This window comes from Streptomyces sp. NBC_01233 (assembly GCF_035989305.1).
GTDB lineage: Bacteria > Actinomycetota > Actinomycetes > Streptomycetales > Streptomycetaceae > Streptomyces.
The window spans coordinates 2,625,839-2,639,657 of record NZ_CP108514.1 but is presented as its reverse complement, the minus strand read 5'-3'; the positions used below and the strand labels follow the sequence as shown (position 1 = coordinate 2,639,657).

Genomic DNA, 13,819 nt, shown 5'->3' with positions numbered 1-13,819 from the left:
TCTAAGAGGTTCACGGCCAAGCCTTTGGCAGGCTTTGCCCCATGAGCTCCCTGAACAGGCATCGGATCCTGGTGGTCGACGACGAGCCCGAGGTGCGCGCCGCCGTGGAGGACGGCCTGGCCGTCGAGGGGTACGAGGTGCGCGGAGCGGCGGACGGACTGGCCGCGCTGTCCGAGGTGGCGGCCTGGGAGCCGGACGCCGTCGTGCTCGACGTGATGATGCCGGTGCTCGACGGGCTCGGGGTGTGCCGGCAGCTGCGGGCGATGGGTGACCGCACGCCCGTCCTCGTGCTGACCGCGCTGGACTCCGTCAGCGAACGCGTCGACGGGCTGGAGGCCGGGGCCGACGACTACCTCGTCAAGCCGTTCGCACTGGACGAGCTGATCGCACGGGTACGGGCACTGCTGCGGCGGGCCGCGCCCGACCCGGCCGGAGCGGGCCCGCTGGGCTTCGACGACCTCGTCCTGGACCCCGGGACGCGGACCGGGCGGCGGGGCGGGCGGCCGCTGGAGTTCAGCCGGACCGAGGCCGCGCTGCTGGAGCTGCTCCTGCGCCACCCCGGCCAGGTGCTGCCGCGCGAGGTGATCCTGGAGCTGGTGTGGGGGCGGGACTTCGGGCCGGACTCCAACTCCCTCGCCGTCTACGTCGGCTACCTGCGGCGGAAGCTGGAGGCCGGGGGCGAGCCCCGGCTGGTCCACACCGTGCACGGGGTCGGCTACCGGCTGGACGCGGCGTGAGCGGATCGGGGCGCCGGGGGCTCGGCGCCGCCTGGAGACGGCGACGGCCGCTGCGGACCCGGCTGGCACTGGCCGTCACCGCCGCCGTGGCCTTCGTGGCCGTGGTGGTGTGCGCCGCCGCCTTCCTCGTCGTACGGTCCGCGCTCTACCGGCAGCTCGACCTCAGCCTGACCCAGTCCGCCCGGCTCGCCGCGCAGCGCAACCCGGGCGAGGCGCCGGGCACGCTGGCCGGGGAGTGCCGCTTCCTGGCCGCCCCCGCGTGCGCCGAGGTGGTGGCGGCCGACCCGGCCAAGGACCCCCGTGCGCCGGGACTGCTCCCCGTGGACCCGGCCGCGCGGGAGGTCGCCGACGCGGCGCGGGCCCCCTACTACACGAACATCACGGTGGCCGGACACCCCGCACGGATGCTCACCACCGACTACGCCGAGGGGCGGGCCCTCCAGGTGGCCCTGCGCGCCGACACGGTGGAGTCCGGCATCGCGGAGGCCGCCCGGTGGCTCGTCCTGACGGCGGCGGCCGGGGTGCTGCTCGCCGCCGTACTGGGCTACTGGGTTTCCCGGACCGGCCTCGCACCCGTGACCCGGCTCACGGCGACGGCCGAGCGGATCGCGGCGACCAGGGACCCGCGGCACCGGATCGAACTCCCGCCGCCGGGGCCCTCCGGGCGGGAGGACGAGATCACCCGGCTGGCCGGGAGCTTCAACACCATGCTCGGCGAGCTGGAGCAGTCCGTCACCGCCCAGCGCCGGCTGGTCGCGGACGCCTCGCACGAGCTGCGGACCCCGCTGACGGCGCTGCGGACCAACGCGGAGCTGCTGGCGAAGGCCGACCGGCTGACCGTCGCGCAGCGCGAGCGGGCGTCGGCCGCGCTGGGGCGGCAGCTGCGGGAGGTGACGGGACTGGTGAACGACCTGATCGAGCTGGCGCGGGACGAGGAACCGACGCCGCTGGTGGAGCAGGTACGGCTGGACGCGCTGGTGCGGCACGGGGTGGACGCGGCGCGGGCGCACTGGCCGGCGGTGGAGTTCCGGGTGCGGGTGGCGCGGGGGGCGGTGGTCGTGCCGGGGGTGCCGGCGCGGCTCAGCCGGCTGCTGTCGAACCTGCTGGACAACGCGGCGAAGTTCAGCCCTGCCGGGCTGCCGGTGGAGGTGGAGCTGGCCGTCGTCGGCACGGGGCCGGAGGTGACCGTACGGGACCACGGGCCCGGGATCGCGGAGCAGGACCTGCCGTACGTCTTCGACCGGTTCTACCGGGCGGGGGCCGCGCGGGCCCTGCCGGGGTCGGGGCTGGGCCTTGCCATGGCACGGCAGATCGCGCGGGCGCACGGGGCCGAGCTGGTGGCCGAACCCGCCCCGGGCGGCGGCGCCCTGTTCCGGCTGACGTTCTGAGCCATGGCCGAGCGCCGCTTCCCGGGGCTCCGCCCCCGGCCCCCGCGCCTCGAACGCCGGCGGGGCTGAAGGATCGGGGCTCCGCCCCGGACTCCGCGTCGGCGGGGCTGGAAGTTCCAGCCTGTCCGGCGTTTGAGGACCGGGTCCGGGCAGAGCCCGGGTGGGGGCCCCTCCCGGGCGAAGTCTGGGGGAGGAGGAAGGGCGGGGCGGGGACAGCTCAGCGCAGCGACACCCCGCGCCCCGCCCGAGCCGGGCGTCAGGCCTCCGGCCTCGGGGCGGCTTCGGCGGTGGTGACGCGGGGGAGGGCGTAGGGGTGGTGGGTGACGAGCCAGTCGATCAGGCGTTCGCGGACCGCGCAGCGGAGGGTCCACAGGTCGTCCGCGTCCTTCGCCGTGACCACCGCGCGGACCTGGACGGTGTGCGGTGTGGTGTCCGTCACGGCCAGGCCGCCGCCGCGGCCGTCCCACTCCGGGAGTTCCTTCAGGATTTCCTGGAGCTGCTCCCGCATCAGGGCGAGCGGTGCCCTGTGGTCCAGGTGCCAGAAGACCGTGCCGGTCATCTGCGCGCCGCCGCGCGACCAGTTCTCGTAGGGCTTGCTCGTGAAGTACGAGACCGGCATCGTGATGCGGCGCTCGTCCCAGGTGCGGACGGTCAGGAAGGTCAGGGTGATCTCCTCGACCCGGCCCCATTCCTTGTCGACCACCACCGTGTCGCCGATGCGGACGGTGTCGCCGAAGGCGATCTGCAGGCCGGCGAAGAGGTTGCCGAGCGAGGCCTGGGCGGCGATGCCCACCACGATGCCGAGGACGCCCGCCGAGGCCAGCATCGAGGCGCCGAACGTACGCATCGGGGGGAAGGTCAGCAGCATCGCCGCCACGGCGACCACGACCACCACCGCCGTGACCACCCGCTGGATCAGCGTGACCTGGGTGCGGACCCGGCGGACCCGGGCATCGTCCTCGGTCGCCGCGGCGTAGCGCGCGTACGCCGAGTCGACGGCGGCGGTCGCGATGCGCACCGCCAGCCAGGCCACGGAGGCGATCAGCACCAGGGTGAGGAAGCGGCCGACGCCGAAGGGGTGGTCGGGCAGGACCCCCGCCCAGCGGTAGGAGCCTCTGAGCAGCGAGGCGCAGAGCACCACCTGGAAGGGCAGCCGGCAGCGGCGCAGCAGGCCCCACAACGGGGTCTCGGTGTGCCGGGCGTCGGCCCGGCGCAGCAGCAGGTCCAGCAGCCAGCCCGCGATCAGGGTGGCGACCAGGGCGCCGCCGATGACGAGGACGGGGCGAAGGAAGTTCTCCATCTCCATGGGACGAACGTAGCGGGAAGCGGTCCGCGGGCACCTTCCGTTCGGCGGCTGGCACGATGGAGGCATGAACATCATGCTTTTCCATTCGACGTACGGGCTGCGGCCCGCGGTGCACGCGGCGGCCGACCGGCTGCGCGCGGCCGGGCACCAGGTCCAGGTGCCGGATCTCTTCGAGGGACGCACCTTCGAGACCGTCGAGGAGGGCATGGCCCACCAGGACGAGATCGGCCGTGACGAACTGCTGAAGCGCGCGGTGCTGGCCGCCGCCCCCCACTCCGACCAGGGCCTGGTCTACGCGGGCTTCTCCTTCGGCGGCTCCGTCGCCCAGCACCTGGCGATGGCCGACGAGAAGGCGCGCGGGCTGCTGCTCCTGCACGGGACGGCGGACCTGGAGGAGGGCGCCTCGGTGGACGAGCTGCCGGTGCAGCTGCACATCGCGGACCCGGATCCCTTCGAGCCGCACGACTGGCTGACCGCCTGGTACCTGCGGATGCAGCGGGCCGGGGCGGACGTGGAGGTCCACAGCTACCCGGGTGCCGGGCACCTGTTCACCGACCCGGACCTGGACGACTACGACGCGGAGGCCGCCGAGCAGTTGTGGAAGGTCGCGATCGGCTTCCTCGACAGCCTGTAGGCGGTACGGCCTGTAGGCGGTACGGACAGGGCAAGGGCAAGGGCACGGCCGGCAGATGCCGACCGTGCCCTTGTCTTCAGCCTCGTCGCCGAGGTCAGCCGGCGCGGTACGCGGTCCAGCTGCTGCTCATGCGGGCCACCTGGCCGGCGGTGAACTGGTACATGCAGGAGTCGTACGTGTAGTCCATGAAGTTGCGGATCGGGTCGGCGCCGGGCTTGCTCGCGCAGCTGTCGCGCCCGGTCGGGCACTCGTACGCGGCGCTCTTCTCGGCCGGGGTGTCGGAGACGTAGTCGCCGTTGCCGTTACAGCCGCCCTGGAAGGTGTGGTAGAGCCCCATCCAGTGGCCGACCTCGTGGGTCGCGGTGTCACCCTCGTTGTAGTTGGCCGCGGAGCCGCCGGGCAGCGAGCTGTCCAGCACGACCACGCCGTCCATCTTGGGGGCGGAGTTGTACGAGGTCGGGAACGTCGCCCAGCCCAGCAGGCCGCCGGAGAGCTTGGCGGTGTAGAAGTTGAGCGCGCCCGGGCCACCCTTGCGCAGGGTGTTCTTCATGTCCTTCTCGGCCTGGGAGCCGGAGGCCAGGTTGTACCAAGAGGCGTTGTCCGTGTAGTCGGTGGCCGCAAGGGTGAACTGGAAGTTCGTGTTGACGTTGCCGGTGCCCTGGCCGCTGTAAGCCGCGTTGAGGACCGACAGCTGGTTGTTGATGTCCGTGGCCGACAGCTTGCCCGTGGTGCCGGAGTGCACGACGTGGAAGTACACGGGGATGTTCACGACGGCCTCGGCGGCCGCCAGGCTGCGCTGCGGCTGGTTCTTGAGGGCCTTGTCCAGCTTTGCCTTGAGGTCGGCGTCCATGGCCTTCGCCTGGGCGTCGGTGACCTCGTTGGGCTCGTCCGCGTGCTCGTCGTGGGCGCGGGTCACGCGGGCGTTGGCCGCGCCGGCGGCGGCGGGCTGCTCGGCGCACAGTTCGGCGGGGGTCTTGGCTGCCGCGAGCGTGGTGGGGGCCGCGAGCGGAGTGAAGGCCAGGGTTCCGGCCAGAACCGCCGTGCCCATCAGGCGGCGGCGAAGAAGGGGGGATATGCGGGCAATTGCGCGCACGTGTGCTCCTCGCGGGTGGGGGGTGGTGGGGGGTGATGGCCTGAAGGATCTTCTTCAGCTGGCGGGAAGCTTATGTGTGCATGACATATTCAGGTCAAGTGTCTTGCGTAAAAGATTTGTTGCGAGAAACGCACATGGGGCGCCTGGTATGTACCAGGCGCCCCATGTGTCAGGAGAATTGACGGTCAATCAGGTGAATCAGCGGACGGGTTGGTACGACCGCTCCACCTTCTGCGTCCCGTTCAGGGTCCGGTAGGAGCGGGTCCACGCGGCCGTGGCGTCCTGCCGGCGCTTGTCGGACACCACGTAGTAGTCCATCTGCGAGCGTTCCGCGGTCACGTCCAGCACCCCGTATCCGTGCGCGTCCATGTCGAGCCACTTCACGTGCCAGTTGGCGGCCTTGACGGCCGTCTCGGCGACCAGCGAGGCGGTGTCCGCGGGCACGTGCAGGATGTCGTCGATGTTGTCGGAGGTCACCGAGGTGACGACGAACTCGGTCGCGGCGGTCCCCGAGCCCGGGTAGGTGGCCATGTTCACCGGGACCTCGTTGGCCCACGCCATGTGGATGTCGCCGGTCAGGAACACGGTGTTCTTGACGTTCCGGTCCTTGAGGTGGCCCAGCAGCTCCTTGCGGTCGTCGGTGTACCCGTCCCACTGGTCCACGTTGACCGCTATGCCGCCCTCGGGCAGGCCGAGGAGCTTGGCCAGCGGCTGCAGCAGGTGCGCGGGCAGCGAGCCGAAGGCCACCGGCGAGATCATCACCGAGGTGCCGACCAGCTTCCAGGTCGCGTTCGAGCCCGCGAGGCCCGACTTGAGCCAGTCCAGCTGGGCGCGCCCGGTGATCGTGCGCTCCGGGTCGTCCACCGCGCCGCTGCCCACCTTGGCCTGCTGTGAACGGAAGGAGCGCAGGTCCAGCAGGTGCAGATCGGCGAGGGTGCCGAAGCGCAGCCGCCGGTAGACGGTGCCCGCGACGGAGGTGCGTACGGGCATCCACTCGAAGTACGCCTGCTTGGCGGCGGCCGCGCGGGCCGCCCACTCGCCCTCGGCGTCCGGCGTGTGGTTCTCGGCGCCGCCCGCCCACGTGTCGTTCGCGAACTCGTGGTCGTCCCATATGGCGATGACCGGGTGCGCGTGGTGCAGCGCCTGCAGGTCGCCGTCCGTCTTGTACTTGCCGTGCCGCGTGCGGTAATCGGCCAGCGAGACGATCTCGTGCTGCGGTTCGTGCCGGCGCACGACGTACTTCTCCTCCGGGTAGCCCCCGGTCTGGTACTCGTAGATGTAGTCGCCCAGGTGCAGGATCGCGTGCAGATCGGTGCGCGCGGCCAGGTGGCGGTACGCGGAGAAGTAGCCGGCCTCCCAGTTGGCGCAGGAGACCACACCGAAACGGACCCCCGAGGTCGTCACGTCGTGGCCCGGGGTGGTCAGCGTGCGGCCGACGGGGGAAACGGTGGCGCCGGAGGTGAACCGGTACCAGTAGGGCGTCTGCGGCTGCAGCCCGCGCACGTCCACCTTGACCGTGTGGTCCGTGGCGGCGCTCGCCGTGACGGTGCCGGAACCGACGATGCGGGAGAAGGCCTGGTCCGAGGCCACCTCCCAGCTCACCTGGGTGGCCGGGCCGAGGCCGGAGCCGGGTACGGCCTCGGGGGTCGGGGTGACGCGGGTCCACAGCAGGACCCCGTCGGGCAGCGGGTCGCCCGAGGCGACGCCGTGCAGGAAGGAGGGCGCGGCCTGCGCCGCGTGGGCCGCCGAGGCGCCGAGCGAGGTCAGCGGGGCCAGCGCGGCCGTGGCCGCGGCGGCGAGAACGACCGTACGGCGACGGGGAGTCGCCGGGGTCTGAGAAGGGATGAGATGACTGGTCACGACGGGTCACATTACCGACGGGTACACCTGATGGAACAGATGTCGGAATGCAACGGGCGGGCGAACTCTGGGAGTTCGCCCGCCCGATGGTGCGGCCCTTCCGGAAGGTGTCCCGGAATGTCAGGAGATCAGCCCTGCAGGGCCTTGTCGATCGCCGCCGTGAACTGCTCCGCCGTCCCCGGGGTGTCGATCTTCTTGCCGTCCATCTTCAGCGTGGGGGTACCCGTCACGCCGGACTTGTTGAAGGCCTTCGACATGTCCATCGCCCACCGGTCGTAGGTGCCGTCCTCGACGGCCTTCTTGAACTCGGCGTTGCCCTTGAGGGCCGGGACCGTGTCCGCGACCTTCAGCAGGTACTCGTCCTTGGCGAAGCTGTCGACGGTCTCCTCGGGGTGCTGCTCCTTGGAGTACAGCGCCCCCTTGTAGTCGAGGAAGGCCTGCGGGCTGACGTTCAGCGCCGCGCCCAGCGCGCTCAGCGCGTTCTTCGAGCCCTCGCCCTTGACGGCGTTGTCGATGAAGGTGGCGCCGAAGTACCGGAGCTTGTACTTGCCCGCCTCCACGTCCTTCTTGATCTGCTCGCCGGCCGCCTGCTCGAAGCCGGCGCAGGCCGGGCAGCGCGAGTCCTCGTACAGCTCCAGCGTCTTCTTGGCGTCGGACTTGCCGATGACGACCGTGGTGCCGTCCTCGCCCTCGGTGTTCTTCGGCTTGACCAGCTCGGCCTTGGCGGCCTTGTCCCAGTAGCCGGGCTGGTTGGACTGCACGATCGCGTAGCCGACGACGCCGACCAGGCCGAGCCCGGCGACGAGCGCGCCCGCCACGATCACCTGGCGGCGGATCTTGTCCTTCTTGGCCTGGGCCTCGCGCTCGGCGCGCAGCCGCTCGCGGGCCGCTGCCTTGTTCGCGTGGCTGTTGCGTGAACTCATCGTGATCTCCGTGGGGTGTGCCGTGTCAAAGGGACTGTCCCCCAGCTACCGCTGGGAGGTGCCCCCCGTACGTGTGTCAGGCGCGCGCGAGCGCGCCGAGCACGGGAGGTCCCCGTCGGCCCACGGAGTGTGCGGGGAATCGCGTACGGGCCCCCGTGCCCGCGAGGACCGGCCGCAGCAGCCGCCGCGCCGGACCGGAGACGGCCGCCACCGAGGCCACCGCCAGCAGCAGCGGCCGGAACGCGAAGGCGGCCACCGCGCGCAGCAGCTGCTCCAGGGCCCGCTCGCCGTGGCGCAGCCACCCGGCGGCGAGCAGTCCGACCGAGACGTGGGCGCCGAGCAGCAGCCAGGGCGTCCACGGCCCGGGCGCGGCCAGCAGCGCGGCCTGATCGGCGACGGGCCCGGTCACCTCGGTCAGAGGTCCGCCCACGGGCGTGCCCCCGCACAGCTCGTCCAGGCCCATCGCGCGCAGCGGACCCGAGACGGGGCCGCCGGCCGGGCCGTAGCAGAGGTGCTGCCCGGCGGTGAAGACGGTGTCGGCGGCCAGCTCCAGCGGAACGAGCAGCCCGGCGATGGGGCCGAAGCCCCGTTCCCGGCCCGCGAGCGCGTACGCGATCGCGAACACGGCGGCGAAGGCCCCGCCCACCAGCGCGGGCGGCAGCGGAACGCGGGACATGAGGACGTGCGAGCCGGCCGAGAGCAGCACGACGAGCGCGCTGAACAGCGCGGCACGCAGCCCTCGAAGCCCCACTCCTGAAATGTCCATCGTCGCGAGTCTGCCATGCGTACCTGTGAAAGCCGCGTCCCGGCCCCGGCCACGGGCACGAACTACGAGGTCAGACGCCCGTTGCGGAAGAGATCCACGAAGATCTGGTGGTCGGCGCGGGCCCGGGCGCCGTACGCGTGGGCGAAGTCCACGAGCAGCTCCGCGAAGCCCTCCTCGTCGGCCGCGATCGCCGCGTCGATGGCCCGCTCGGTGGAGAACGGGACCAGGGAGTGCCCGCTCTCGGCCTCGTCGGCCGACGCGTGCATGGTCGCCGTGGCCCGGCCGAGATCGGCGACCACGGCCGCGATCTCCTCCGGGTCGTCCAGGTCCGACCAGTCCAGGTCCACCGCGTACGGGGAGACCTCGGCCACCAGCTGCCCGGCCCCGTCCAGCTCGGTCCAGCCCAGCCACGGGTCGGCGTGGGCCTGCAGGGCGCGCTGCGAGATCACCGTGCGGTGGCCCTCGTGCCGGAAGTACTCCCGCACCGCCCGGTCCGTGATGTGCCGGGACACCGCGGGGGTCTGCGCCTGCTTGAGGTAGATCACGACGTCGTTCTCCAGGGCGTCGCTGTGCCCCTCCAGCAGGATGTTGTAGGAGGGCAGACCGGCCGAGCCGATCCCGACGCCCCGGCGTCCCACCACGTCCTTGACCCGGTAGGAGTCGGGCCGCACGAGGGACTCGTCGGGGAGGGTCTCCAGGTACCCGTCGAAGGCGGCCAGCACCTTGTATCGGGTGGCGGCGTCCAGCTCGATGGAGCCCCCGCCGGACGTGAAGCGGCGCTCGTAGTCCCTTATCTCCGTCATCGAGTCCAGCAGGGAGAAGCGGGTGCGGGAGCGGGCCGAGCGCAGCGCGTCCAGCAGCGGGCCCTCGGCGCTGTCCAGGGTGAAGGAGGGCACCTCGTCCTTGTCAGGGGCCTCGCCCCGGACCACGAGACGGTGGATCCGCTCCCGGTAGGCGCCGGCGTAGATCCGCACCAGCTCGCTTATCTGGCCGTCGCTGAGCGCCTTGGTGTAGCCGATCAGGGCGACGGAGGCCGCGAAGCGCTTCAGGTCCCAGGTGAAGGGGCCGACGTAGGCCTCGTCGAAGTCGTTGACGTTGAAGATCAGCCGGCCGTTGGAGTCCATGTACGTGCCGAAGTTCTCGGCGTGCAGATCGCCGTGGATCCACACCCGGCCCGTCCGCTCGTCCAGGTACGGGCCGCCGTGCCGGTCCCGCTCCAGGTCGGAGTAGAAGAGGCAGGCCGTGCCCCGGTAGAAGGCGAAGGCCGAGGCCGCCATCTTGCGGAATTTGACCCGGAAGGCAGCGGGGTCGGCGGCGAGCAGCTCACCGAAAGCGGTGTCGAACACGTCGAGGATCTGCTCGGCGCGCTGCTCGTCGGTCGTCTCGGGAACCGCCATGGCGGATGCCTCCTGGTGGTGCGGGGTGGATCGCTTACGGATCGCATTTCGGACAGGTGCCCTTGGTTCTGCAACGCACGACCGTACCCGTCGGTGCCCGGGAAATGTCACCCGGTCGACGTAGGATTCAGAGCTGCCGCCCCTCTCTCCCCTCGGAGGCCCCCACCGTGACCAAGACGCCGTTCACGCACCTGCACGTCCACACCCAGTATTCGCTGCTGGACGGTGCCGCGCGGCTGAAGGACATGTTCAACGCGTGCAACGAGATGGGCATGACGCACATCGCCATGTCCGACCACGGCAACCTGCACGGGGCCTACGACTTCTTCCACTCCGCGAAGAAGGCCGGGGTCACCCCGATCATCGGCATCGAGGCGTACGTCGCCCCCGAGTCCCGGCGCAACAAGCGCCGCATCCAGTGGGGCCAGCCCCACCAGAAGCGCGACGACGTCTCCGGTTCCGGCGGTTACACCCACAAGACGATCTGGGCGGCGAACGCCACCGGCCTGCACAACCTCTTCCGGCTGTCCTCCGACGCGTACGCCGAGGGCTGGCTCACCAAGTGGCCGCGCATGGACAAGGAGACCATCAGCCAGTGGTCCGAGGGGCTGATCGCCTCCACGGGCTGCCCCTCCGGCGAGGTCCAGACCCGGCTGCGCCTCGGCCAGTTCGACGAGGCCCTCAAGGCCGCCTCCGAGTACCAGGACATCTTCGGCAAGGGCCGCTACTTCCTGGAGCTGATGGACCACGGCATCGAGATCGAGCGCCGGGTCCGCGACGGGCTGCTGGAGATCGGCAAGAAGCTCGGCATCCCGCCGCTGGTGACGAACGACTCGCACTACACCTACGCGCACGAGGCCGGCGCCCACGACGCCCTGCTCTGCATCCAGACCGGCAAGAACCTCTCGGACCCGGACCGCTTCCGCTTCGACGGCACCGGCTACTACCTGAAGTCCACGGACGAGATGTACGCCATCGACTCCTCGGACGCCTGGCAGGAAGGCTGCGCCAACACGCTCCTCGTCGCGGAGCAGATCGACACCACCGGCATGTTCGAGGCCAAGAACCTCATGCCGAAGTTCGACATTCCGGAGGAGGGCTACACCGACACCACCTGGTTCAAGGAGGAAGTGCGGCGCGGCATGAACCGCCGCTACCCCGGAGGTGTCCCCGAGGACCGCCAGAAGCAGGCCGAGTACGAGCTGGACGTCATCATCCAGATGGGGTTCCCGGGGTACTTCCTCGTCGTCGCCGACTTCATCATGTGGGCCAAGAAGAACGGCATCGCGGTGGGCCCCGGCCGCGGCTCCGCCGCCGGCTCGATCGTCGCGTACGCCATGGGCATCACGGACCTCGACCCGATCGAGCACGGGCTGATCTTCGAGCGGTTCCTGAACCCCGAGCGCGTCTCCATGCCCGATGTCGACATCGACTTCGACGAGCGTCGGCGCGTCGAGGTGATCCGGTACGTGACCGAGAAGTACGGCGAGGACAAGGTCGCCATGATCGGTACGTACGGCAAGATCAAGGCGAAGAACGCCATCAAGGACTCCGCGCGCGTCCTCGGCTACCCGTACGCCATGGGCGACCGCCTCACCAAGGCGATGCCCGCCGACGTCCTCGGCAAGGGCATCGACCTCAACGGCATCACCGACCCCTCGCACCCGCGCTACAGCGAGGCGGGCGAGATCCGGGCGATGTACGAGAACGAGCCGGACGTGAAGAAGGTCATCGACACCGCCAGGGGTGTGGAGGGCCTGGTCCGGCAGATGGGCGTGCACGCGGCAGGCGTGATCATGTCCAGCGAGCCCATCGTCGACCACGCCCCGGTCTGGGTGCGGCACACGGACGGTGTGACCATCACGCAGTGGGACTACCCCCAGTGCGAGTCGCTCGGCCTGATCAAGATGGACTTCCTGGGCCTGCGCAACCTCACGATCATGGACGACGCCGTCAAGATGGTGAAGGCCAACAAGGGGATCGAACTCGACCTCCTGGCCCTCCCGCTGGACGACCCCAAGACGTACGAGCTGCTCTGCCGCGGTGACACGCTCGGCGTCTTCCAGTTCGACGGCGGCCCCATGCGTTCGCTGCTGCGCCTGATGAAGCCCGACAACTTCGAGGACATCTCCGCCGTCTCGGCCCTGTACCGGCCGGGCCCGATGGGCATGAACTCGCACACGAACTACGCCCTGCGCAAGAACAAGCAGCAGGAGATCACTCCGATCCACCCGGAGCTGGAGGAGCCCCTCAGGGAGGTCCTCGACATCACCTACGGCCTCATCGTGTACCAGGAGCAGGTGCAGAAGGCCGCCCAGATCATCGCCGGGTACTCCCTCGGCGAGGCCGACATCCTGCGCCGCGTGATGGGCAAGAAGAAGCCCGAGGAGCTGGCGAAGAACTTCACCATCTTCCAGGAGGGCGCGAAGAAGAACGGCTTCAGCGACAAGGCCATCCAGGCGCTGTGGGACGTGCTGGTGCCGTTCGCCGGCTACGCCTTCAACAAGGCGCACTCCTCCGCGTACGGCCTGGTCACGTACTGGACCGCCTACCTCAAGGCGAACTTCCCGGCCGAGTACATGGCGGGGCTGCTGACCTCGGTCAAGGACGACAAGGACAAGTCCGCGGTCTACCTGAACGAGTGCCGACGCATGGGCATCAAGGTGCTCCCGCCGAACGTGAACGAGTCGGAGGCGAACTTCGCCGCCCAGGGCGACGACGTGATCCTCTTCGGCCTCACCGCCGTGCGCAACGTCGGCAGCAACGTCGTCGAGTCGATCATCAAGACCAGGAAGGCCAAGGGGAAGTACTCCACCTTCCCCGACTTCCTGGACAAGGTCGAGGCCGTCGTCTGCAACAAGCGGACCGTCGAGTCGCTGATCAAGGCGGGCGCCTTCGACGAGATGGGCCACACCCGCAAGGGCCTCGTCGCCCACCACGAGCCCATGATCGACAACGTGGTCGCCGTCAAGCGCAAGGAGGCCGAGGGACAGTTCGACCTCTTCGGCGGAATGGGTGACGAGGGCGCGAGCGACGAGCCCGGCTTCGGCCTCGACGTGGAGTTCTCCGACGTCGAGTGGGAGAAGTCCTACCTGCTCGCGCAGGAGCGCGAGATGCTGGGCCTCTACGTCTCCGACCACCCGCTCTTCGGCCTGGAGCACGTGCTCTCCGACAAGACGGACGCCGGAATCTCCCAGCTGACCGGCGGCGAGCACTCCGACGGCGCGGTCGTCACCATCGGCGGCATCATCTCCGGCCTCCAGCGCAAGATGACCAAACAGGGCAACGCCTGGGCCATCGCCACCGTCGAGGACCTGGCCGGCTCCATCGAATGCATGTTCTTCCCCGCGACCTACCAGCTCGTCTCCACCCAGCTGGTCGAGGACACGGTCGTCTTCGTCAAGGGCCGCCTCGACAAGCGCGAGGACGTCCCCCGCCTGGTCGCCATGGAGATGATGGTCCCCGACCTCACCTCGGCCGGCACGAACGCCCCGGTGGTCCTCACCATCCCCACCGTCAAGGTCACACCGCCGATGGTGACCCGTCTGGGGGAGATCCTGCGCCACCACAAGGGCAACACCGAGGTGCGCATCAAGCTCCAGGGGCCGCGGACCACCACCGTGCTGCGCCTCGACAAGCACCGCGTACAGCCCGACCCGGCCCTCTTCGGCGACCTCAAGGTGCTGCTCGGGCCGTCCTGCCTGGCCGGATAGCG

Annotated in this window: 10 protein-coding genes; 4 read left to right on the top strand and 6 right to left on the bottom strand. The window is 70.4% G+C overall.

Annotation, left to right across the window (positions count from 1 at the left end; translation table 11 throughout):
• Positions 1–41 precede the first annotated feature (41 nt).
• A complete protein-coding gene (locus OG332_RS12280) occupies positions 42–737 on the top strand; it encodes a response regulator transcription factor (RefSeq protein ID WP_327413491.1) in 696 nt (231 codons plus the stop codon).
• Complete coding sequence (locus tag OG332_RS12275; RefSeq protein WP_327413490.1) at positions 734–2,125, top strand: sensor histidine kinase; 1,392 nt, start codon at positions 734–736, stop codon at positions 2,123–2,125. The genes OG332_RS12280 and OG332_RS12275 overlap by 4 nt, the downstream gene beginning before the upstream one ends.
• A 256-nt stretch (positions 2,126–2,381) precedes the next feature.
• On the opposite strand, the gene OG332_RS12270 is transcribed toward OG332_RS12275, so the two are convergent.
• Positions 2,382–3,425 (bottom strand): mechanosensitive ion channel family protein, encoded by a 1,044-nt coding sequence (locus OG332_RS12270; protein WP_327419196.1) that lies wholly within the window; start codon positions 3,423–3,425, stop codon positions 2,382–2,384.
• Positions 3,426–3,495: 70 nt separating this feature from the next.
• Here OG332_RS12270 and OG332_RS12265 point away from each other — a divergent pair, with 70 nt between their 5' ends.
• The gene (locus OG332_RS12265; protein WP_327413489.1) at positions 3,496–4,065 is read left to right on the top strand and encodes a dienelactone hydrolase family protein; all 570 of its coding nucleotides are present in this window, start codon (positions 3,496–3,498) and stop codon (positions 4,063–4,065) included.
• A 94-nt stretch (positions 4,066–4,159) separates the two neighbouring features.
• Here OG332_RS12265 and OG332_RS12260 read toward each other — a convergent pair whose 3' ends face one another.
• The 5 genes from OG332_RS12260 to OG332_RS12240 form a co-directional block, all read right to left on the bottom strand.
• Complete coding sequence (locus OG332_RS12260; protein ID WP_327419195.1) at positions 4,160–5,113, bottom strand: zinc metalloprotease; 954 nt, start codon at positions 5,111–5,113, stop codon at positions 4,160–4,162.
• Between the two features lie 243 nt (positions 5,114–5,356).
• The gene (locus tag OG332_RS12255) at positions 5,357–7,018 is read right to left on the bottom strand and encodes an alkaline phosphatase D family protein (protein ID WP_442816143.1); all 1,662 of its coding nucleotides are present in this window, start codon (positions 7,016–7,018) and stop codon (positions 5,357–5,359) included.
• A 128-nt stretch (positions 7,019–7,146) separates the two neighbouring features.
• The gene (locus tag OG332_RS12250; RefSeq protein ID WP_327413488.1) at positions 7,147–7,941 is read right to left on the bottom strand and encodes a DsbA family protein; all 795 of its coding nucleotides are present in this window, start codon (positions 7,939–7,941) and stop codon (positions 7,147–7,149) included.
• 76 nt (positions 7,942–8,017) lie between these two features.
• Positions 8,018–8,707 carry a hypothetical protein gene (locus OG332_RS12245; RefSeq protein ID WP_327413487.1) on the bottom strand — a complete coding sequence of 230 codons (690 nt, stop codon included), beginning with the start codon at positions 8,705–8,707 and terminating at the stop codon, positions 8,018–8,020.
• Positions 8,708–8,769: 62 nt separating this feature from the next.
• Complete coding sequence (locus OG332_RS12240; RefSeq protein WP_327413486.1) at positions 8,770–10,104, bottom strand: DUF2252 domain-containing protein; 1,335 nt, start codon at positions 10,102–10,104, stop codon at positions 8,770–8,772.
• 167 nt (positions 10,105–10,271) lie between these two features.
• Here OG332_RS12240 and dnaE point away from each other — a divergent pair, with 167 nt between their 5' ends.
• Positions 10,272–13,817: a DNA polymerase III subunit alpha gene (gene dnaE / locus OG332_RS12235; RefSeq protein WP_327413485.1), complete on the top strand. Its 3,546-nt coding sequence runs from the start codon at positions 10,272–10,274 to the stop codon at positions 13,815–13,817.
• Positions 13,818–13,819: the final 2 nt, after the last annotated feature.